The following is a 19,758-nucleotide window of genomic DNA, read 5'->3' as shown; positions in this document are numbered from 1 at the left end:
TCCTTAGTAATTAGATAGACTTATTTTATTATCGTATAAATTTTATTATTTGACTGGGCTAATTAATATTCTTAACTACTTCATTAAGGAAAATCACCTGCTGTTTGATTGGTAACGACCCGTCGACAACTAAATCAGCATTTTCTTTAAGCTCGCTATCATCAAATAAAGGTCTTGACTTCTCCACATAAAACTTAAGCTCGTTTAATAATTCATCTTTTGTTTTAGCCGGATGACTATAATCTCTCAGTAGCCAGCGACATAAGGAAATATCAAGAGGAGTAGTAATATGTACCCAAGTATCAATATAGACACCTGTTTGTTGGTGAAAACGCCCTAGAGGCGCATCAAAAACAATAAAGGCCGTTGGCTTAATTACCACGTTTAAAGCAGGATGTATAATTGACTTACTGTATTTAAGGCAGCTAAGGGTTTGAGCCAGCTTGTGATAATCCCATTCACTATAATCTTGTCCTCGCCTATACCAATCAATATAATCGCTTGGGCTTATAGAAATTTCATCAAAATCATCCCATAAAAGATAAGAAGCGCCTAAACTTTTAGCAAGAGCTAATGTGAGAGTGGTTTTTCCGGCACCCATATTACCACTTATACCAATCACGTGTGTCATTAAAATATTTCTTAACTAAAAGTAATTAACTATATTATCGTAACTTTATTAAGTACATTGAAAAATCATTTAATATTGCATTAATGATAGAGAAATATTCCAGCTCATAAAGTGTGTGAATAATTGTAACAAAGACGTAAGGTACTGCTTTAGTATGAAAACATTAAAAAATAATATATTAGGCGCTTTTGGCACCCAAGGAAAACAATGGCTGGACAATCTTCCTAAAACTATAGAGGTGTTATCAACCAAATGGTCACTCTCTAACCTTAAACCGGTTAAAAATATGACTTGGCATTTTGTTGCTAAAGGAAATTTTCAGCGCACCCATACCATTGTGTTAAAAATTGGTTGTGATAAAAAAACGATTAGCGATGAATATCATGCTTTAACTCACTTTAATGGCCAAGGCTGTATTAAGGTACTGGCACTTGACTTAGATTACAATGCTTTGTTACTTGAACAAGCTATTCCCGGAAACTCCTTAAAATACATTAACGAGTTGACACTACATGAAAAAATAACTTGCTATGCAAGCATCGTTAAACAACTAGCAGCTAAACCACCACCTAAAAATTATCAATTTCACGCTGTTACCCACTGGTTGAGAGTAATAGACAACTTAACCCCTCATAAGTTTGAACAAGCCCTAATTGATAAAGCGCAGCGTTTAAAGTCTAAGCTTATTAATACAAGCACATCTTTCTATCTTTGCCATGGCGATTTACATCTAGAAAATATTATTAATCACCAGAAAAGTTGGTTAGCAATTGATCCTAAAGGTATTATTGGTGATATAGGGTTTGAGGCAGCAGCTTATGACTTAATCAGCAAAGAGGAATTAAATCAAGAGAAACAAAATTGTAAAACAATCATTCTAGAACGACTTATTAAACTTGCAAAAGCCTTAGACATTGACCTAGCTTATTTAACATCTTGGGTATTTTTACGCGTTATATTATCTGCTCAGTGGTTTATTGAAGATAAAGGTGATCCAACCTTTATGTTGTCACTAGCCCAACTTATTTACTCACTAATTGATGACCTGCACTAGATAACAATTATTATTCAGAGTAGCTAAGCTACCCTGAATAAATTTATTTTAATCGAGTTCGATAGTATATGAATAAGAACCAACACCATCATACTTTGTACCTATATAGCGAATACCACTGCAGGTTGCTTTTACTACAGGATGATTCATATAAGGACCATCTTTGATATCTAAAATACACCAATTATAATTGTCATAAGCTACTGTGATATGCGCATAACCACTACGGCAAGCTGGTGTATCACGTAACTCAAAACTGCGAGGGCTTATAACTTGCATATAAATCTCAGGTGATGTGTTAGCCTCAACGATATAAATACCAGGATGAGTGGCATCACTTAAACGAAAATAATCCTTATAACCACACAACAAACTTGCGTTTGGCTGTTGAGCATATACAGCAGCGGATAAACCACAGGCTAAAAAAATCGCTATTTTTTTCATAAATTCCTTACTCCTTTCACTAAAAATCTAAGCATGCCTATAATACTGCTCATGAGAGGAATAAACAAACTAGTGATGTGTTTTTATTTAACATTTAACCAAATTAACTTATGAATAAAACTATTATTTTGCTTATTGTTGCTTTTATGATGTTTATGGAAGCTGTGGATACCACGATTATTAACACGGCTATCCCTGTGATGGCCTACAGTTTAAAAGCAAATCCTGTTGACTTAAAACTTGCACTTATTAGCTATCTTCTGAGTTTAGCAATTTTTATTCCTATTAGTGGTTGGTTAGCTGATAAATTTGGCGCCAAAAAAATATTTATGACAGCCATCATTATTTTTACACTAAGTTCAATTTGGTGTGGCTTTACTACTAATCTTTTAGAGTTAATTGTCGCCCGTTTTATTCAAGGTATAGGTGGCTCTATAGCGATGCCAGTAGGTAGATTAATTATTATTCGAACTTGTGAACGACATGAATTAATCAGCAAATTGACTGTTGTAGTGATGATAGGCGCAATAGGTTTAATGCTAGGACCCGTATTAGGTGGTTTGATTACTAACTATTTTTCGTGGCGTTGGATTTTCTGGGTTAATGCACCCATTGGATTAACCACCTTTTTATTAGCTTATTATCTTTTACCACACATGCCCGCCCGACAAGTTCACCGCCTGGATAAACTAGGCTTTATTTTATTCGGTAGTAGTCTCTCATTTTTAACTTATAGCTTTGCAAGTTTTAGTGAAACGCTGATATCTGATGTACGTTCGCTAATTACTATAGGTGCAGCAGTATTATTATTAGTTAGTTATGCTTGGCATTCCCAAAACCAAAAACACCCCATTGTTAAGATTCGCCTGTTAACAATCAGAACATTTCGAGTTGCAATTATTGGTAATTTACTATGTCGAATAGGGTTTGGCGGTATTCCTTTTCTTTTACCTCTACTCTTACAAATTAGCCTTAGTTATTCGCCGCAAACTTCAGGCCTCTTATTAGCACCTACTGCACTAGGCGTTCTAATTGTTAAACCGTTATCCGTTTATATACTGCGCTTTTTAGGCTATAAAAAATTACTCATTCTAAATACTCTCCTAGTCGGTTTTTCTTTAATTTCTTTCTCATTTATTAATGAACACTCAACTGTTTTAAAAATTGGCATACTAACGTTTATTTATGGTTTTCTTATTTCATTACAATATACGGGGATGAACTCACTTGCTTATGCTAATGTCGAGCCGGATGATTTAAGTTCAGCAACAAGTATTATGAGTACCGTGCAACAAATATCACAAAGTTTTGGTGTGGCTATTGCTGCTATTCTACTGCATTTATTTACGCCGTTTTCTAAAGCGTCCCTACTTAGTGTGGCTACTCTTCATCATACCTTTATTGCCATGGGATTAATTACCTGTCTTTCTTTGTTAGTTTTTAGTCAACTTAAAAAAGAAGACGGTCAAGAGCTCATTCATGTTCCCGCCTAGCTTAGCGCCTTTTTAACACAATAAGCTAAATAATTACTGACCTGGGTAAAAACTGCTGAAATTAAATAATGTAAGATAAGCTCCCTTACTTTTTCAAATTTTTCTAGTTGCTTATACGCTTTCTTCCTAATTATTGATTTGAACTAAGATGAGAAGCTCGCAAGATTTTGATGAGTAAAATAAACAATAATAAATTCACTATAACCAATACGCGTTAAAAAATGTATTTTATATGTAGTACGGCGAATACGTTCAATCAACTATTTGTAAAATTATGTCATCACGTGTTTGAAGCTCTTTTCCATATACAGAATTTTTATGCGAACCAAATACTCTTATACTTAAAACAATAAGATTTTCTTTACCATGAAGCGGCTAATTATATTGCTCTAAATTCAGAAATTTACTCTTGAAGGAAGGTAAGAAAGATAAGGGTTACATAAAGTTAATGTTTGATTAATAACCCAGGCTAGAAAACTACACCTGGGCTATTGGCTAAAGTAAAAGTGCTTCTTATCGAGAGCCTGCTCTACCGCCTTGGTGAGAATGCTTGCCACCTTTTGATTTAGCTTCTTTAGATAGATTAGAGCCACGGCCAGTACTAGATTTACCACTGTGCGAACGCTCGCCACCTTTTTTCTGAGCTTCTTTGGATAAGTTAGAACCACGTCCACCTTGCATAGCCATAATAATCTCCTTATTTATCTTAAATGAATCATTCAAATGTAAAGGTAGTACATAGGATGATATTTTGCCAATTAACTAATTTTTAAAATAAAAAATTTAGATAAATTGAAAATATTAGAGCGCTTGCCTAACCCGCATCTTTTACTTTATTGCTGCGTTACAAATGTTTCTGCGGTGCTCCCACTCTCTGTAAACTCTACTCCTCGGAACCTTTGCGCCTTGCACTAAAGTAAAATCTACAAGTTAGGCAAGCGCTCTATTTATGTAGGAATTAAGTCTTAATAATAAAGCCAGAATTTTTATTCATTCTCAAACTATACTAGGATTAAAACTTCTCTAATTTATTGTGGAGATTAAAGTGATAAATTTTAAACCTGTTACTTTTTTTCTCGTTATCTTTCTAACACCAGCGCTCTCGCTAGCTCAAATTATTACAGGAGAGGTCGTTCGCATCATTGATGGCGATACCTTAGTGGTATTAGTCAATGGTAAATTAACAGAAAAAATAAGATTGGCAGAAATTGATGCGCCTGAACGTTATCAAGCTTATGGTAATCGCTCAAGACAAGCCTTAGCTGCTCTTTGTTTTCGTAAACAAGCTGTTCTTAATATTAAATTGAGGGACCATTATGGACGTTTACTAGCCCGAGTCCATTGTAATAATATTGATGCTAATGCCGAGCAAATTCGAACAGGCATGGCTTGGGTCTATGACCGTTACCATACTGATAAAAGTCTCTATAAACTACAAGAAGAAGCAAAGAAAAATAAAGTAGGTTTATGGGCTGATCCTTACGCTTTTCCACCATGGCTATTTAGGAAACATTAAGTCTCAATTTACATTTAAACAGCCTTGAAAATTATTATAAAAACTAGCTAACAATATAATACGCTTATACTATAAGATCATTTCATTAAGATAGATCGATAGGTGGAAGATGAGAGAAATTATTTTAGCTACAGCTAATGCAGGTAAAATTGCTGAATTACAAACCCTACTTTCTCCTATTCGTTGTATAAGTCAGCTAAGCTTAGGTATAAATAGCATTGCTGAGACAGGACTTAGTTTTCTTGAAAATGCTCTATTAAAAGCCCGTCATGTTAGCCAAGCAGCAAATAGACCCGCTTTGGCTGATGATTCAGGTTTAGTCGTTCCTGCCCTAAACGGTGAACCAGGCATTTACTCTGCACGCTATGCAGGAACACAAAATAATGACGAAGCAAATATTCATTTGCTTTTAGAGAAATTAGCAGATGTCGCTGATGAGCATCGATATGCTTTTTTTTATTGCGCTATTGTTCTTATGCAATATCCTACAGATCCTACTCCGTTAGTGGCCTTTGGACGCTGGTCAGGCAAGATTGCCTATGAGCCAGCTGGGAACCAAGGTTTTGGTTATGATCCAATTTTTTATGTGCCCACTTATCAATGCACAGCAGCTCAATTGCCTGCTAATATAAAGAATGAGCACAGTCATCGCGCCCAAGCATTAACTCAACTCAAACAGCAACTTGCACTATTATGATTACTGAAGATGAATTATTTAAAAAGGCCCACAAGCTTCATCAAGACAACCAATTGCCCCAGGCAATTAAGGCCTATGAAAATTTAATTAGGCAAAACCCTAATCACAGTCAGAGCTTACATTTTTTAGGACTAGCTTATGCTCAGCTTGGCAATACTCTACTGGCCATAGAAAATTTTAAAAAAGCATTAGAACTAGATCCTAATAACCCTATTATATACAATAACTTAGCCAATTCTTATAAAAAGAATTATCAATTTAACGAAGCTATTCTTAACTATCAGAAAGCAATTAAGCTAGCGCCAGATTATGCGCAAGCTCATAATAACTTAGCTAGTATTTATGCCATGCAAGGTTTATCTCAACAGGCCTTACACCATTATCACCTTGCCTTAAAAAATGCACCTGATTTTGCTGCAGCTCACTTTAATTTAGGACTACTTTTTATTAACCAAAATAAATTAGATGCAGCTCGCATTCAATTTCAAAATGTTCTGGCTTTAAATCCAAAGCATCTAGATGCCTTATTTTACTTAGGTGTGCTAGCACTAGAAACAAATGATCTTACCCAAGCAGAGCAAGCCTTTCAGCAAGTATTATTAGAAAATAGTAATCACGTTGATGCATTAACAAACCTTGGTGTTATTGCAGTTAAACGAGAGCAAGGTCAGTTAGCTGTTGATTATTTTAGCAAGGCATTAGCTCTAAATAACGAGCATATTGAAGCACGCAATAACTTAGCCGCAACGTTCATGCACCATGACCGTTTTGAAAATGCCCTAATGCATTATGATTACTTATTACAAAAAGATCCTAATAATGTTGAATATCTCTACAATAGTGGTGTTGCACAAATGGCTTTAGGCCACTTAAATGAGGCCATCAATCATTTTGAGCATTTACTAAATGAGCAAGATAAACATTTTGCCGCCTTAAATAACCTTGCTGCCATTTATATTCGTTTAAATGATAAGGAAAAAGCAAAAAAACTACTTTTGCAAGCACTTATCATTAATCCAAAAGATAAAGCAAGCCAGCATATGTTAAATGCGCTATCTGACTTAGATAAGCCAGTCGAAACGGCACCCGAATATGCAGCCAATTTATTTAATAATTATGCTTTATATTATGATCAGCATGTACAAAAGTATTTAAAGTATTCAGTTCCTCAGCAAATTCTACATATTCTGAGTGAGTTAGATATTACTCATTGCGAGAAAACGCTTGATTTAGGTTGCGGGACAGGTTTAACTGGCCAGGTATTGCGTGATGTTTCTCAAAAACTTATTGGGGTTGATATTTCCAAAAAAATGCTGAATTGGGCTTGCCCTAAGGGTATTTACGATAAACTTATTGAAAGTGAAGCACTTACCTACTTAACAGCTGAAAAAGAATTGTATAATTTAATTGTTGCAGCCGATGTTCTGCCCTATTTCGGTGAACTATCCCCTTTGTTTCAGCAAATTAGTAAACATTTAGAATCGCAGGGGTATTTTATTTTTAGCACTGAGATTAGTTCTACTATGCCTTGGCAATTGCAAGAAAGCGCGCGTTTTAGCCATCATGAAAAGTACCTTGAACAATTAGCAGAGGCTAATTCACTAAATATTATTATTAAAAAACAAATTGTAGCACGACATCAAGAAGGCGTACCTTTACCTTCTTGGCTAATTGTTACGCAGAAAAATATTCATTCCCGTTGAAAGTGTAAAATATTCCTGCAAAAGTCTAGTTTATTCTTAAAAGTACAATTACTATTCTGCTTGATTTAATTTTAGATTTTACCTTTATTAGGGGCTGTCGACAGTTACACCATAGCCCTACGTGGCGCGGCTTGTCCGTGAAACGTAGAGGCTTTAGGTAATTTAAAAATGAATTGTCAACGGACCCTGGTTTTACACAGGAAAATTACTGTGAGTCGATTAAATTATCAGTTAATTAATAATATACCTAATTATTATAAAAACGCGCTTGGCTATTATCCCGACATGCTTGTTTATCAACATAATGCAAAGCAATATGCACAACATTGGCAGAGATTAATACAGGCAAAATACATTTATACCAATGGCTATGATTTAAAACCCGTAGGATTTTTCCGTTATGCATTTGAGTCATTTAAAGGCGCCTTAGGCTTTAATAATCATTGTGAACCTCAAAAAGTACAGCTTTCACTGTGTAAATTTGCTTACTATGGCTATCTAAATAACTATTCGCAAAACTATCTACAAAAACCTTTGGCTCTTTATCAAATACCTGAGGAATACCTTGAACTTGTAAAAAAACCACGTGAAGCGGCAACTTCAAAGGCTCTACAAAATTTGCTTATTCATTATTATCGAATCAGTGCTAATTCTCTACCACAACTACCTAATTTAACAGTGACATCTTATTATGCTTTTGGCGAGTGCTTTAAATTTATAGAGCAATGGGCAGAAATCCCTAGGCTCGATCCTCAATCACCTAATTTGATTAAGACAACTCTTAATAAACTAGAGCATGAGCTTGCAATAAAAAACTACTCGTTCTTTCCAGATAGTCACTATGCCAAACTTACTGCTCAAAGTTATCTTGATAGAGCAAAAGATAAGAAAAATAGCTATTTATATCATTGGTCATGGTTTAGTAATGCAAGGCAGCAAGCACACTATTATTTACAACAAGCCATGTTTTTTAATCCCAACATAATCAATCAAAATTTAACTTTATACATTGATTATTTTTTAGAAAGACAAGAATTGGAGCAAGCTTTTAATTTAATTAACCAACTTCAGGATCTAAAACAAGCTACTAATTATATAATTTTAAATTATAAAATAACCGAGCAACTTGCGTTTATTAAACCTAATTCTCCTTTAGCAAAAGAATTAGCGCAATATTACTTACAGAAAAATACCATAAATGAATTACAGCTTGCAGCGCAGTTAGACCTCGATCTTGCTCAAACTGACCCACTAGACATATTTCACTTATATATAGCTGAAAAGCAATATGATAAAGCATATGAGCTGTGGTTAACAAATCAGGATAAATATAATTTTAATTCTAATGACTTAACTAAATTAGCTAATTATTTTGATAGCCTTGGTGAGCAAGCTTATGAAAAAGGACGAGAATATCGGAAAACAAGTCAGTGGGAAGATGCCTCTTTAGCCTATCAACAAAGTTTAGAGGCGAAAGAGAAAGCATTTAAAGTTAACCCTCTGAAAGAAAGACAAGAACAATACTTTATTCACATGCGCCTGTATGCTCAACTGCTTATTGATGCAGACTTAAATCAACATAAACCTGCACAAAGCAATATTACTGAAATTGAAAAAGCGATTAAACTACTAGATAGGTGCGATTCCAAAGCGGTCAGTCAGGAAGAACAACAGCGCCAAAATCATGCCTTAGTGAAAGGATTGATGCGTCAGGTTGACTATTTAGTTCATCTCGTTTCGGTGCCTGGTCCTTATGATATAGATCATCAAACTCGCATACAGCATAAAACAAAACATCAGGCGCATTTTGATTCTGCCTTGAATGCTCTCCATCGTATTACAGGATTACTTAAAGGTACTAGAAATCCACAACAAAAAAGGCTTTTAGGAAAAGCTTACTTTTTATTAGGCGATATTGCTTATTTCTTTAATCTCAATTCTTCTTACCCAGAACATTTTAAAAAGGCCATGGATACGGTACCCCATAATCCATTCTATATATTACGTTGTAGTGAAATATTTGCTACTGATCGAGAAGAGGAGTTACGAGCCCGAGCGCTTCCCCTGCTTAAACAGCTAGGCTTTACAGCTATTGATTATCTCCATTGGGATGCAGAACGCTGGGAAGAGGAAAACAATAAAACTAGTAAAATTAAGGATATTCATTCTTTAGACCTAGTAAGTGAATCTTCATTTACACTTCGGCTGGGCTTTCATTAAAACTAGCAAGCTTGCTTTGGTAAGCTTGCTTATAGAGGCTTTAACTTCTTAGCTAAAAAGGAATCAACAAATTCTTTTCAATTCTTAATAGCTCTTGTTTAAATAACTGCTGAATACTATCTAAACTTATTTTATCTTGCGCTTCGAAACGAGCAACTAAGCAGGGTGTTGTATTGGAAGCTCGAATTAATCCCCACCCATGTTCAAACTCAACCCGTATACCATCAATTTTTATAATTTTTGCCATATTAAATTCTGCTAATTCACTAAATCGCCGCATGAAATTAAATTTATCATCCTCATTAATCGTGATTTTAATCTCAGGCGTATTCACACTATCCGGGATCATTAAGAATTGATCATCAACAGATAAAGGACTTTCGCTAATTATCTCTAGTAAACGACAAGCACTATAAAGTGCATCATCAAAACCATACCATTTATCTTTAAAAAAAAGATGACCACTCATCTCGCCAGCTAAAGCCGCCTGAGTAGTTTTCATGACATCTTTAACAATAGAATGGCCAGTTGGGCACATTTGTGCACGTCCACCTGCTGCCTCAATAACAGCTGCCAGATGTGCTGAGCATTTCACATCATAAACAATCGTCGCACCTGGATTATCTTTTAATAAGTGACGAGCATAAAGCATCATCAACCGGTCAGGCCAGATAACTTTTCCTGTGTTGGTAATAACGCCAAGCCTATCTGCATCGCCATCAAAGGCAAGACCAATATCGGCATGGTGTTTTGCGACTGTATTCTTTAAGTCAATTAAATTCTCTTCAACTGCAGGATCAGGGTGATGATTAGGAAAACGGCCATCTACTTCGCAATAAAGTGGAATTACCTCGCAACCTAAGTTTCGTATGACCTCTGGAATAATAGCGCCTGCTATACCGTTACCACAGTCAACAACGACTTTTAAAGGACGTTTTAAAGTTAGATCGCGAATCACCCGTTGCATATAAGCAGGTAAAATATCTAAAGATTTAGACTCTCCTATACCCGTGATGAAATCAGCCTTTAAAATAAGTTGATAAAGAAGATCGATATCAGCTTGAACTAATGTTTTACCTGCCAAAACAATCTTAATCCCATTATAGTCTGCAGGATTATGGCTACCTGTAACCATCACGCCACAGTCTATTCCACATTCATGCGTTGCAAAATACATAACAGGTGTAGAAGTCTTACCTAAATCAACAACAGTAGTACCGCTGTCAAGCAAGCCTTTTTTTAAGGCAGTCGCTAAACTTGTGCTTGTAAGACGCCCATCGCGAGCAATGACTATCTTTTGACGGTTAAGCTCGTGCATACGGTAACCAATAGCGCGGCCTATACTATAGAAGGCATGTTCATCAAAGTCAGCATCAATAACACCGCGAATATCATAAGCACGAAATACAGCTCGATTTACTCTCTTAACTTGATATTGCATTATACCCTCCCTGAGCTACCAAAGCCGCCCTCTCCCCTATCTGTTGCGCTAAAGTCTGCTACTACTTTAAATTCAGCTCTAACAATAGGTAAAAATACTAACTGCGCAATCCTGTCGCCGGGATGGACCGTGAAATGTTCTTGATTACGATTCCAACAAGAAATTTTTAATTCGCCTTGATAGTCAGAATCAATTAACCCAACTAGGTTACCTAAGACAATCCCATGTTTATGCCCTAATCCAGAACGAGGTAGGATCACTGCAGCTAAATTAGGTTCTGCAATATAAATAGCTAACCCTGTAGGCAGTAAAACAGTCTCTTGCGGCGCAATTTGTAAGGGTTCATCAATACAGACTCGTAGATCAAGGCCTGCGGAGCCTTCAGTCGCATAGGTAGGTAGAGGAAATTTTTCTAAAAGATTAGGATTTAGGATTTTTAATTCAATAGCCTGCTTCATAAATTTTATACCTTTATTGTTAAACAGCATCATTTTGAATAGTTGCTGAGAGAATTTCAATAATCTGCCCAGCTAAGCAAATTTTATTTGTTACAGGTAAATCAATTTTTTTATTAGCTGTCACTACAGTAACTGCATTATTATCGCTATCAAAAGCAAGGCCAACACCGACTTGATTCGCAATAATCATATTTAGCTGTTTTTTATATAATTTTTGTTTGGCATGCTCAAGCACATTATCTGTTTCAGCAGCAAAGCCAACAACATAAGAAGCCTTCTTGCTCTCGGCTACGGCAAGTAAAATATCAGGATTAAGTGATAATTCAAGAATTAAATTTTCTTCGCTATGTTTTTTTATTTTCTTATCTGCTTGGGTAACAGGCGCGTAATCAGCAACAGCAGCGCAACCAATAAAAATACTTTTCTCTTGTAGGTGCTTCATTACTTCAGCATACATCTGTTTGGCTGTAACAACTTGATAAATTTTTACATTAGGTGGCGCAGGCAACGCAGTTGGCCCGCTTATTAAAGTAACATTAGCGCCTGCAATTGCTGCTGCCTGGGCTAAGGCATAACCCATTTTTCCTGAACTATAGTTAGAGAGATAACGTACGGGATCAAGCGGTTCGCGGGTAGGGCCTGCTGTAATTAAAACATTTTGCCCTTCTAATAGTCCCTTAACCGAGTGTAATCGCAGCCCACTAATAATATTATCAACTTCACTTAATCGGCCAAAGCCATATTCGCCACATGCTTGCCTTCCCTCTTCAGGACCAATGAATAACACACCTTGCGCCTTTAGAACTTCTACATTTCTTTGTGTAGCTTGGTGTTTCCACATACTTTGATTCATAGCAGGACAGATTACAACCGGCGCTTCTATGACAAGATAAAGAGTTGATAATAAGTCGTCAGCAAATCCATGTGCTAATTTAGCCAGGCAATTAGCTGAGGCTGGAGCAATAATTAAATAATCTGCCCAGCGGGCTAGCTCAATATGCCCCATTGCCCGTTCAGCTTGTGAATCAAATAATTTATTACGAACCTCGTAACCACTTAAGGCCTGTAAAGTTAAAGGGGCTATAAATTGTTCTGCAGCCTCAGTCATGACCACTCTAACTTGGGCACCTAATCTGGTTAATTCTCTTACTAGATAAGCAGCTTTATATGCAGCAATTCCACCACAAATTCCCAATAATATTTTTTTATTAATAAAATCTTGCATCATTAACTCATTCTAAATAAGAATACCCGGGATCAAAACACAAACCTCGCTATAAAGGAATAACTAGCATGAATTTACCAACCTTACCCTTGCGCCTGCGTGAAAAACTAATGATACAAGGTGCTCATAATTTGTCCGATATTGAGCTATTAGCACTGTTTATTAGCTCCGGAAACAATAAAAAATCTTGTTTAGATCTCGCCTTTGAATTATTAAAACGATTCGGTGACTTACGAGCAATTCTTAATGCAGATTTTAAGAACTTCAATCAAGTAACAGGCGTAGGATTAGTACGCTACTTACAATTACAAGCTAGTAAAGAAATATGCCGACGCAGTGATTTTATCTCTCTCCAAAAAACGATAAAACTTACTAACAGTCAAGAAACCTATACCTTTCTTAAACGACAATTAAGAGATAAGCACAATGAAACTTTTTCAGCTCTTTTTTTGGATAATCAGCATCGAATTATTCATTATGAAGAACTTTTTCAGGGTACGATTAATACAGCCTATGTTTACATAAGACCTTTAATTGTACGTATTTTAAATTTAAACGCAGCGGCCCTTATTCTTGCACATAACCATCCATCAGGACTGTCCGATGCAAGCCCGCACGATTTTACAATAACAAAAAAAATTCAACGTGCGCTAGATTTAATAGATGTGCAATTACTTGATCATTTAGTAATTGGTGACAATGAAGTATTTTCTATTCTTAATCAGGTTAAGTGGTTTTGTCATTAATAATTGTATTTTTATTAATTTAAACAACTATCCTGCTGTTAGCCTAGTATTTTTTGTATAGTTGCGCAAATAAAGCTCATCTTTTAAGAATTGTAGCTATACTTAAAATAGCTAAGGCTTTAAGGCAATAGACCATGGAGCATATATCACGATCAAAGATTCTTGAGCTTTCAACAGAACAGCCTGTTGGGCTCATTTACTCACGAGCAGATTTAAATCAATACCTAGTGGAATTGATTACATTTAAAAGAGCCGACTATATTCATGAAGGGCAGGACCTCGCTAGCTTTTCTACTGTGGATGAAGCAGTCCGTAGTGCTCGTGAATCTGGCGCAACCTGCTTTTTCCTTTGTTTAGATAATACGTATGATGAATGTGGTTCATTACCAACAGAGGAACGCTTTAATTATTTACCCATTGCTCCTTCAGCTGAGCCTAGTACAGGTATGTAAAGTATAGAAAACGTTTTTAAGTAAGCTTAATCGTGACTCGTTAAGGAGCTCGTATGGCTGAACAAATAGTGGATGCACTTGTAGTAGGAGCAGGCCCAGTTGGTTTATTCTGTGCTAATGAACTATTCCGACATGGGGTAAGCTGCCGTATTATTGATAAAAAGTCTGCATTAAGTGATAAATCAAAAGCACTAGCTATTCATATTCGAACATTAGAAGCTTTTGAAGATACTTACTTTTTAAATGATGTGCTTGAGCAAGGCCATAAAGTTTATGGGGTACTGTTTAAATCAGATAGCGGTTTATTGTCTGAAATAAATTTTGAAAGAATAGGAAGTAATTATAATTTTTTAGTTGACTTGCCTCAAAATAAAACAGAAGACATCCTCTACCAAGGCTTACTTGCAAAAAATATCTCTCTTGAATGGCAGTCTGAATTAATTTCTTTTCAAGAAGGCGATCCAGTTATTGCATCAATTAAAAAACCAAATGACCAAATTGAAAAAATTGCCGCTAAGTGGATTATTGCCTGTGATGGCGCACACAGCACGTTAAGACATTTATGTAATGCTAAATTTTTAGGGGCAGCGTACAAGCAGCAGTTTTGGCTAGCCGATCTTCACGTACAATGGGATTTACCTGAAGATAAGATGGTCATTTATGTAAGCTCTAATGGCCCCCTTGTTTGTCTTCCTATGGGAAATAAACGTTATCGTTTTATTACAACCACGCCAGCTAACAAACCAAAAGAACTTACTCTTGAAGATATGATTGCCATTTTTAAGGAACGTAGCTCAGATAAAGCTACGCTTTATGATCCAGTTTGGTTAGCAGGATTTTCAATTCATCACCGCCAAATTGATAATTATCGATATGGTCATGTCTTTTTTTGTGGTGATTCAGCTCACATTCATAGCCCAATGGGCGGACAAGGGCTTAATACGGGTATTCAAGATGCTTATAATCTCGTATGGAAATTAAGTTTAGTATTGAAAGGCGATGCTAAAGAAGTTTTATTAGATAGTTATCAAATAGAGCGGCATCCTATTGCTAAAAGTATCTTAAAGAAAACGGATATCATGACAAAAATGTTTTTACTTAAAAGTAAACCTTTAATTAATTTGCGTAATAAATTAATGAGTAAGTTGACTTCTTATGATTTTTTAATTTCTCCTATTGTTAAGGATTTGGCTGAACTTGGCATTTCATATGCCAAAAGCCCTATAGTTAGCGCTAAAGGCCAGAAAACTCGCTTTCGTATTGGCGAATTTATTCCTGCTGTAACTTTAAAATCTATACAGCAGCGAACTTCTCAACTCATTGAAACAATTTGCCAAGGAACACTACATAATGTATTTGTTTTCTTACCAGATAAAGATTTTAATGAAGAAGTTGAAGAAAAATTAATCGACTTAACCAAAAAATATCAAAGCGTTTTGCATGTTCATTTAGTCTTATTAGATTCTTTAAGTACCAGTTCAAGTCTTCCTTCAGTGTGGCTAGATGAAAACTATATTATTCAAGATAGGTTTAACATTAAAAACTCTGCCGCAATAGTCGTTCGCCCCGATAAATATATAGGGTATGTAGACTCTCCTTTTAATTTAGAATACCTAGAATTTTGGTTAGAGACCATATTTAATCTAAACACTTACGAACTTTAATATAAATCTTCATACAAAGTGATTATCGTGAAAAAAGCATAACCGCGTATCCTTACCTGGTTTACATTCCTAACTATCAATAATCCGATTATAATTGTTTTATATTGACCCAGATAGATTAAATATTATACAATATAATCATATTCGTTCTATTGGTTTATTTATTATGCCCGTATCCAATTCAGCAGCCTCTATTTCTTCAAATCATCTTAATCAAAGAGCCCCTAAAAAGACCTATGTTTATTTAAATGGCCAAGAGGTTAATGAGCATATCTTATTAACGTATGAAGAAGAAAAAAAAGGACGAAGTATAAAACGTTTTGTTACCCAACAGGAGCAGAAAATACAAATTTATACGAAAAGTGAATACAAGCATAACCGTTTAATTTTAAATGGCAGGCAAATCATTGATCTAGGCGTGTTAGCAACACACACTACTGAAGGCAATGGAAATCGAACAAAACATTATGTAGTAATAGATAATCAAAAAACACAGGTTTTTACAGCAGACCAGTTATTCCATAAGCGCTTGTTTTTAAATGGCCAGCAAATCATTAATGCAGATGTGTTGGCAACATACACCAGCGAAGGCAAAGGAAATCAAACAAAACATTATGTAACGATAGAGAATCAAAAAATGCAGGTTTTTACAGCCGCCCAATTATCTGGTCAGCGCCTGTTTTTAAATGGCCAGCAAATTACCGATGCAGATGTGATAGCAACGCACACCAGCGAAGGTAACGGAAATCAAATAAAACATTATGTAATGATAGAGAATCAAAAAATACAGGTTTTTACAGCTGCCCAATTATCTGGTCAGCGCCTGTTTTTAAATGGCCAGCAAATTATCGATGCAGACGTGTTAGCAACGCACACCAGCGAAGGCAAAGGAAGCCAAACCAAACACTATGTAATGATAGAGAATCGAAAAGAACAGGTTTTTACGGCAGATTCGGTATCTAAAAATCGTTTGTTTTGGCCCAACGGCGAGCTTATTACAGATAAAGACATCCTAAATACGCATGAAAAGAATAAATTAAATAAACACTTTGTCACCTGGCAAGGCAATCAACAAGAAGTCTACACTTATAGACAACTCCAAAAGCGTGGCATAACCCCTATTTATTCAAATAATTGGATGAGCGTGAGCCAAGCCGCCCAATTTGACGTTGATGTAGGACCCCTATCGTCGTTAGCTCATGCTAACTTGCTAGAACCTTCCTTTGACCATAGCGACATTGATGGGGAATGCGATGATTTACCTGATGTGTTGGTTACAGCGCTTACTAATCAAGTTGGGTTTGTAAGCGATAATCCTCATAGGCAGGAAAAAATTGCTCAGCCATTTGAAATTACAGACCTGCCCGAAGACGTATTAAGTGCTATTGCTTCTTCTACAGTTAATACTGAAAATAACTTATTTAAGACACAAAAACCCAGCTCTGAAAGAGGAGGCTATAACTTAAGCTTTTTTAGCGTACCTGAGAAGAGAAACAGAGCCCAAGCTCAGCTGCTGGAGGAAACTTATGGAGATGAAGGTACTGATGAGACTTCTTACACAAAAAAACGCTAAGAGTATATTAATTCTGATTAAAGCTATTTTGATCAAAATCACAATGAGAACTTGCTTGAATAAAGTATATAGTTGATTAAGATTTTTTGAAATTATTAAAATAAGCTCATACTTTTGCCCGATAAGTTTATACTGATAAGTGCCTTAATGTAATAATGAAATCTATTAGAGCATCAAAGATAGTCGATTTAATTAAAGCTATAGATAATAATTAATTACTCTATTAAAATTGCTTATCGAGCCTACATGAAAATCGCTTTATTAATTTAAAAACTAGTAACTACCACTTAATAAAGCTTCTGAGGACTACTTATGCGCTTTCTAATTAGCTTATTTGCTCTTGGAGCATCTTTTTATACTACTGCCGATACGATTAATCATTATATGAATATTTTTAACAATATTCCCAAGATGCAGATGAAGGCAGATCCACAAGCTCAAGCTTGGGCACGCTCAGCTAGAAATATATTAATCCTAGCTGATGAGAGCATTGCAGAAACACTTGCCCAAGGAAATGAGTTAGCAAAAAATCAAGGAAGGCCCTTTTTCTGCCTACCGACTGGCACAAATTTAACTGCCGAAACTTTACATGACATTATTATTCAAACCTATAATAGCCTTTCAAGCCAACAAAGTGATAAAAATAAAATGACAGTATCACAGATTGCCTGGTTAGGCGTTATGCAAAAATATCCTTGCCAACAACAACCTGCAGCTGCAAGTCTAGGATTTAATAACCAAAATCCAGCTATGCAGCATTTAGAGACCACAGACTTAGAGAAAAATAAACTTTAAACGTAATAGATCAAGGGTATGTCAATAGCTTGGCGAACGGTTGGTAGGAGCTAACCTATTACCTTTATACCTTCATTGCGCTACATAATATTATCGGAAAACTGTTATCCTTTAAGGAATAACAGTTTACTTAATCTTAAGTGCGCCTCATATTAATTTACTGGTTAAATTCTTCAAATGCTTCCAATGCTTCTGCAGCATACATTAAAGAAGGTCCACCGCCCATATAAATAGCCATTGCTAGTGTTTCCATTAGTTCTTCTTTAGTTGTTTGTAATTTAGCTAGTTTTTGTGAATGAAATCCGATACAACCAGGACAGTGATTAGCAACAGCTAAGGCCATAGCAATAAGCTCTTTTGTCTTTTTATTTAATACACCGTCTTTCGTTGCTGCTTGGCCTAACGCGGCGAAACCTGCCATTACATCCGGCATTTCTTTTTGCATTTTGGCAAGTTGAGTATTGATTCCTTTGGTTATATCATTAAATTTCGTTGACATAGACTTAAGCTCCTTTAAATTAGCAATGAGAATATAATTGCACCATAGCGTCACCTGCTACGCTTTATGTTATAACATAACTTAAAAATGTTACCTAATTAACATAAAAATATTAACTATTTTTCATGTCGAATTTGCCTATTTGACATAGAGCATTTAGCGACATAAAAGGCTTGCAGCTCTTTTATGTCGAACTCACGTTAATGGTTACTTTTTAAATCCAGCAAATCAGACCATAATTGCTTTGCAATTAAACCATGTGCAGGTTTTTGTAGGCGAATTGCCTCTAATGGCACTAACCGTTCATCAAAATGATGGCCTGATAAAATTTTTAAACGACCATCAGTTAATTCAGTACTAATAAGATGTTTAGGTAGCCGTCCCCATCCTAAACCAGCTAAAATAATTTCTTTCTTTGCTATAACATCACTCACTGTCCAATGTTTACATTGTTCAATGACGCCAAAAGAAAAATTAGTTTTAGAAGAGTCTTTTAAAATAACTTGCATACAGTCCTTAAGAGTATCTAAGTTAGCTAACTCTTCCTTATATTGTTCAATAAATTGTGGCGTTGCGACCGCTGGCATTAATACAGTTGTAAGCGGAATAACTTCAACAGCCTGTTTAGAAATTAAATTCTCACTAATGATTAAATCAGCTTGACCTTGTAATAGACGTTCGCATGCCCCACCAATAGACTCAGAAAGAAAATGAAAATGGGTTTGCGGAAACTGAGTTATCCATTGCCGAAATAAATTTTCTAACTTAGTTAAAGGAAAAAAAACATCAATGGCTATTGTAATGTCAGTTTCCATATCTTCTTGTAGTAACTCTACAAATTGATTGAGATGCTCCCAATGAGTAATCAAAGTTTTAGCACGTTGATATAATTTTTCACCTTGACTAGTTAGCTTGGGTCGATAATAACTGCGATCAAACAGAATAATATCTACTTGCTCTTCCAATTTTCTAATTGCATTGGTAATAGCTGGTTGTGATTTAAACATTGCTTGCGCTGCCGCATGAAAGCCGCCTTTTTCGCTAACCATTATAAAGACTTTTAACGCATCAAAATCAATCATGATTTGTTTAAGTTATCAATTTAATAAAATAATAATATTATCAATCTATCAAGGATTTTACTAGG

At 35.6% G+C, this 19,758-nt stretch carries 19 protein-coding genes; 11 read left to right on the top strand and 8 right to left on the bottom strand.

Features of this window, described 5'->3' with window-relative positions; translation table 11 throughout:
• Nucleotides 1-58 precede the first annotated feature (58 nt).
• Nucleotides 59-631, bottom strand: coding sequence for a nucleoside/nucleotide kinase family protein (locus ACQUW5_RS02630; protein WP_444989660.1), 573 nt, complete (start codon nt 629-631; stop codon nt 59-61).
• Nucleotides 632-785: 154 nt separating this feature from the next.
• Here ACQUW5_RS02630 and ACQUW5_RS02625 point away from each other — a divergent pair, with 154 nt between their 5' ends.
• Entirely contained in the window at nt 786-1,685 is a 900-nt protein-coding gene (locus ACQUW5_RS02625) for an aminoglycoside phosphotransferase family protein (RefSeq protein WP_444989659.1), read from the top strand.
• A gap of 48 nt (nt 1,686-1,733) precedes the next feature.
• On the opposite strand, the gene ACQUW5_RS02620 is transcribed toward ACQUW5_RS02625, so the two are convergent.
• Complete coding sequence (locus ACQUW5_RS02620) at nt 1,734-2,129, bottom strand: hypothetical protein (RefSeq protein ID WP_444989658.1); 396 nt, start codon at nt 2,127-2,129, stop codon at nt 1,734-1,736.
• 110 nt (nt 2,130-2,239) lie between these two features.
• Here ACQUW5_RS02620 and ACQUW5_RS02615 point away from each other — a divergent pair, with 110 nt between their 5' ends.
• A complete protein-coding gene (locus ACQUW5_RS02615; protein ID WP_444989657.1) occupies nt 2,240-3,622 on the top strand; it encodes an MFS transporter in 1,383 nt (460 codons plus the stop codon).
• Between the two features lie 513 nt (nt 3,623-4,135).
• On the opposite strand, the gene ACQUW5_RS02610 is transcribed toward ACQUW5_RS02615, so the two are convergent.
• A complete protein-coding gene (locus ACQUW5_RS02610; protein WP_444989656.1) occupies nt 4,136-4,309 on the bottom strand; it encodes a hypothetical protein in 174 nt (57 codons plus the stop codon).
• Between the two features lie 358 nt (nt 4,310-4,667).
• Here ACQUW5_RS02610 and ACQUW5_RS02605 point away from each other — a divergent pair, with 358 nt between their 5' ends.
• The 4 genes from ACQUW5_RS02605 to ACQUW5_RS02590 all read left to right on the top strand — a co-directional run bounded on the left by ACQUW5_RS02605 (nt 4,668) and on the right by ACQUW5_RS02590 (nt 9,758).
• Nucleotides 4,668-5,138 carry a thermonuclease family protein gene (locus ACQUW5_RS02605; RefSeq protein WP_444989655.1) on the top strand — a complete coding sequence of 157 codons (471 nt, stop codon included), beginning with the start codon at nt 4,668-4,670 and terminating at the stop codon, nt 5,136-5,138.
• A gap of 109 nt (nt 5,139-5,247) precedes the next feature.
• A complete protein-coding gene (gene rdgB, locus ACQUW5_RS02600) occupies nt 5,248-5,835 on the top strand; it encodes an RdgB/HAM1 family non-canonical purine NTP pyrophosphatase (RefSeq protein ID WP_444989654.1) in 588 nt (195 codons plus the stop codon).
• Nucleotides 5,832-7,538 carry a tetratricopeptide repeat protein gene (locus tag ACQUW5_RS02595; protein WP_444989653.1) on the top strand — a complete coding sequence of 569 codons (1,707 nt, stop codon included), beginning with the start codon at nt 5,832-5,834 and terminating at the stop codon, nt 7,536-7,538. Before rdgB ends, ACQUW5_RS02595 begins: the two co-directional genes overlap by 4 nt.
• Before the next feature lie 210 nt (nt 7,539-7,748).
• On the top strand, nt 7,749-9,758 hold the full coding sequence (locus tag ACQUW5_RS02590) for a hypothetical protein (protein WP_444989652.1): 2,010 nt from the start codon (nt 7,749-7,751) through the stop codon (nt 9,756-9,758).
• A 52-nt stretch (nt 9,759-9,810) separates the two neighbouring features.
• Here ACQUW5_RS02590 and ACQUW5_RS02585 read toward each other — a convergent pair whose 3' ends face one another.
• Genes ACQUW5_RS02585 through coaBC form a run of 3 tightly spaced genes read right to left on the bottom strand, consistent with a single transcriptional unit; the run spans nt 9,811 to nt 12,882 of the window.
• Nucleotides 9,811-11,199 (bottom strand): phosphomannomutase/phosphoglucomutase, encoded by a 1,389-nt coding sequence (locus ACQUW5_RS02585; RefSeq protein WP_444989651.1) that lies wholly within the window; start codon nt 11,197-11,199, stop codon nt 9,811-9,813.
• Entirely contained in the window at nt 11,199-11,657 is a 459-nt protein-coding gene (dut, locus tag ACQUW5_RS02580; RefSeq protein WP_444989650.1) for a dUTP diphosphatase, read from the bottom strand. Before dut ends, ACQUW5_RS02585 begins: the two co-directional genes overlap by 1 nt.
• 19 nt (nt 11,658-11,676) lie before the next feature.
• Complete coding sequence (gene coaBC, locus ACQUW5_RS02575) at nt 11,677-12,882, bottom strand: bifunctional phosphopantothenoylcysteine decarboxylase/phosphopantothenate--cysteine ligase CoaBC (RefSeq protein ID WP_444990018.1); 1,206 nt, start codon at nt 12,880-12,882, stop codon at nt 11,677-11,679.
• Nucleotides 12,883-12,950: 68 nt separating this feature from the next.
• Between coaBC and radC the strand changes: the two genes are divergently transcribed.
• From radC to ACQUW5_RS02550, 5 genes are all read left to right on the top strand, one after another.
• Complete coding sequence (gene radC, locus ACQUW5_RS02570) at nt 12,951-13,628, top strand: RadC family protein (protein ID WP_444989649.1); 678 nt, start codon at nt 12,951-12,953, stop codon at nt 13,626-13,628.
• Between the two features lie 134 nt (nt 13,629-13,762).
• Nucleotides 13,763-14,080 carry a hypothetical protein gene (locus tag ACQUW5_RS02565; protein ID WP_444989648.1) on the top strand — a complete coding sequence of 106 codons (318 nt, stop codon included), beginning with the start codon at nt 13,763-13,765 and terminating at the stop codon, nt 14,078-14,080.
• A 53-nt stretch (nt 14,081-14,133) separates the two neighbouring features.
• The gene (locus tag ACQUW5_RS02560; RefSeq protein WP_444989647.1) at nt 14,134-15,744 is read left to right on the top strand and encodes an FAD-dependent monooxygenase; all 1,611 of its coding nucleotides are present in this window, start codon (nt 14,134-14,136) and stop codon (nt 15,742-15,744) included.
• A gap of 166 nt (nt 15,745-15,910) precedes the next feature.
• Nucleotides 15,911-17,317 (top strand): hypothetical protein, encoded by a 1,407-nt coding sequence (locus ACQUW5_RS02555; protein WP_444989646.1) that lies wholly within the window; start codon nt 15,911-15,913, stop codon nt 17,315-17,317.
• A 312-nt stretch (nt 17,318-17,629) separates the two neighbouring features.
• Entirely contained in the window at nt 17,630-18,112 is a 483-nt protein-coding gene (locus tag ACQUW5_RS02550) for a phosphatase (RefSeq protein ID WP_444989645.1), read from the top strand.
• A gap of 157 nt (nt 18,113-18,269) precedes the next feature.
• Here ACQUW5_RS02550 and ACQUW5_RS02545 read toward each other — a convergent pair whose 3' ends face one another.
• Both ACQUW5_RS02545 and ACQUW5_RS02540 read right to left on the bottom strand, forming a co-directional pair.
• On the bottom strand, nt 18,270-18,611 hold the full coding sequence (locus ACQUW5_RS02545) for a carboxymuconolactone decarboxylase family protein (protein ID WP_444989644.1): 342 nt from the start codon (nt 18,609-18,611) through the stop codon (nt 18,270-18,272).
• 200 nt (nt 18,612-18,811) lie between these two features.
• Nucleotides 18,812-19,693 (bottom strand): LysR family transcriptional regulator, encoded by an 882-nt coding sequence (locus ACQUW5_RS02540; protein ID WP_444989643.1) that lies wholly within the window; start codon nt 19,691-19,693, stop codon nt 18,812-18,814.
• Between the last annotated feature and the right edge of the window lie 65 nt (nt 19,694-19,758).

Source organism: Legionella pelazae, from assembly GCF_052527395.1.
The sequence above is the reverse complement of the archived record's forward strand: the minus strand, read 5'-3'. Positions and strand labels throughout refer to the sequence as shown.

What these genes read in the sequence shown, in the direction of transcription:
- ACQUW5_RS02550 (WP_444989645.1), top strand. Translation starts at nt 17,630, where the DNA reads ATGCGCTTTCTAATTAGCTTATTTGCTCTTGGAGCATCTTTTTATACT.
- rdgB (WP_444989654.1), top strand. Translation starts at nt 5,248, where the DNA reads ATGAGAGAAATTATTTTAGCTACAGCTAATGCAGGTAAAATTGCTGAA.
- ACQUW5_RS02630 (WP_444989660.1), bottom strand. Translation starts at nt 631, where the DNA reads ATGACACACGTGATTGGTATAAGTGGTAATATGGGTGCCGGAAAAACC.
- ACQUW5_RS02610 (WP_444989656.1), bottom strand. Translation starts at nt 4,309, where the DNA reads ATGGCTATGCAAGGTGGACGTGGTTCTAACTTATCCAAAGAAGCTCAG.
- ACQUW5_RS02615 (WP_444989657.1), top strand. Translation starts at nt 2,240, where the DNA reads ATGAATAAAACTATTATTTTGCTTATTGTTGCTTTTATGATGTTTATG.
- ACQUW5_RS02620 (WP_444989658.1), bottom strand. Translation starts at nt 2,129, where the DNA reads ATGAAAAAAATAGCGATTTTTTTAGCCTGTGGTTTATCCGCTGCTGTA.
- ACQUW5_RS02595 (WP_444989653.1), top strand. Translation starts at nt 5,832, where the DNA reads ATGATTACTGAAGATGAATTATTTAAAAAGGCCCACAAGCTTCATCAA.
- ACQUW5_RS02560 (WP_444989647.1), top strand. Translation starts at nt 14,134, where the DNA reads ATGGCTGAACAAATAGTGGATGCACTTGTAGTAGGAGCAGGCCCAGTT.
- ACQUW5_RS02625 (WP_444989659.1), top strand. Translation starts at nt 786, where the DNA reads ATGAAAACATTAAAAAATAATATATTAGGCGCTTTTGGCACCCAAGGA.
- dut (WP_444989650.1), bottom strand. Translation starts at nt 11,657, where the DNA reads ATGAAGCAGGCTATTGAATTAAAAATCCTAAATCCTAATCTTTTAGAA.
- ACQUW5_RS02565 (WP_444989648.1), top strand. Translation starts at nt 13,763, where the DNA reads ATGGAGCATATATCACGATCAAAGATTCTTGAGCTTTCAACAGAACAG.
- ACQUW5_RS02555 (WP_444989646.1), top strand. Translation starts at nt 15,911, where the DNA reads ATGCCCGTATCCAATTCAGCAGCCTCTATTTCTTCAAATCATCTTAAT.
- ACQUW5_RS02545 (WP_444989644.1), bottom strand. Translation starts at nt 18,611, where the DNA reads ATGTCAACGAAATTTAATGATATAACCAAAGGAATCAATACTCAACTT.
- radC (WP_444989649.1), top strand. Translation starts at nt 12,951, where the DNA reads ATGAATTTACCAACCTTACCCTTGCGCCTGCGTGAAAAACTAATGATA.
- coaBC (WP_444990018.1), bottom strand. Translation starts at nt 12,882, where the DNA reads ATGCAAGATTTTATTAATAAAAAAATATTATTGGGAATTTGTGGTGGA.
- ACQUW5_RS02585 (WP_444989651.1), bottom strand. Translation starts at nt 11,199, where the DNA reads ATGCAATATCAAGTTAAGAGAGTAAATCGAGCTGTATTTCGTGCTTAT.
- ACQUW5_RS02540 (WP_444989643.1), bottom strand. Translation starts at nt 19,693, where the DNA reads ATGATTGATTTTGATGCGTTAAAAGTCTTTATAATGGTTAGCGAAAAA.